Raw genomic sequence first — 630 nt, forward strand, 5'->3', positions numbered from 1 at the left:
CGCCTGGAACCGCGTCACCGGGCAGGTCAAATATGCCACCGACGATGCCGCCCCGACCGCCAGCGGCACCACCGCCGCCGTGACAGGTGAGACCACCGCCACCCTGACGCTCGGCGCAGTGCCCGGACGGGGCGCGTTCCCCGGCCACGTCTTGAACGCGGGCATCATCGACGGTGACGCGTTTACCGATCCGCTGGTGCGCCAGCGCATCGCCCAATACCGCAACGCGCTTTACGGGTTCTGAAATGGCCGTTCAAAACGTTCTGTTCATTGCGCTGGACGATTGCGCCAGCCCGGATATCCTGTCGCAATTCGGCCTGCCGCTGGTGGCCGAGGGCTTCGATATGCTGGCCGCGCGTGGCACGGTGTTCCGCCGCGCCTATTGCGAGATTGCCGTCTGCAAGCCCAGCCGGTGGGCGGTCATGTCGGTCTATTCGCCGTTCCAGACCGGGATTTTTGACCTCGGCGAAGATGAGTGCCGCACGCTCGCGCCCCAGCAGCTCTGGCCCTACAGGATGAAAGAGGCCGGTTTTTACTGCACCACGCGCGGCAAGATTTATCACGGCTATGTGCCGATCCCGGATGAGCACCACAATGTGCTCTACAGCCATCCGAAATACCGCATCACCT

Annotated in this window: 2 protein-coding genes; both read left to right on the forward strand. The window is 63.8% G+C overall.

Features of this window, described 5'->3' with window-relative positions; translation table 11 throughout:
• Window positions 1–244 (forward strand): hypothetical protein (locus PKE99_RS38320; protein WP_271215135.1); only part of this gene is annotated, 244 nt, incomplete at its 5' end.
• 1 nt (window position 245) lies between these two features.
• The coding region (locus tag PKE99_RS38325) for an alkaline phosphatase family protein (protein WP_271215136.1) at window positions 246–630 on the forward strand (385 nt) is incomplete at its 3' end.

It is taken from the genome of Pseudonocardia halophobica (assembly GCF_027922425.1).
Lineage (GTDB): Bacteria > Actinomycetota > Actinomycetes > Mycobacteriales > Pseudonocardiaceae > Pseudonocardia > Pseudonocardia halophobica.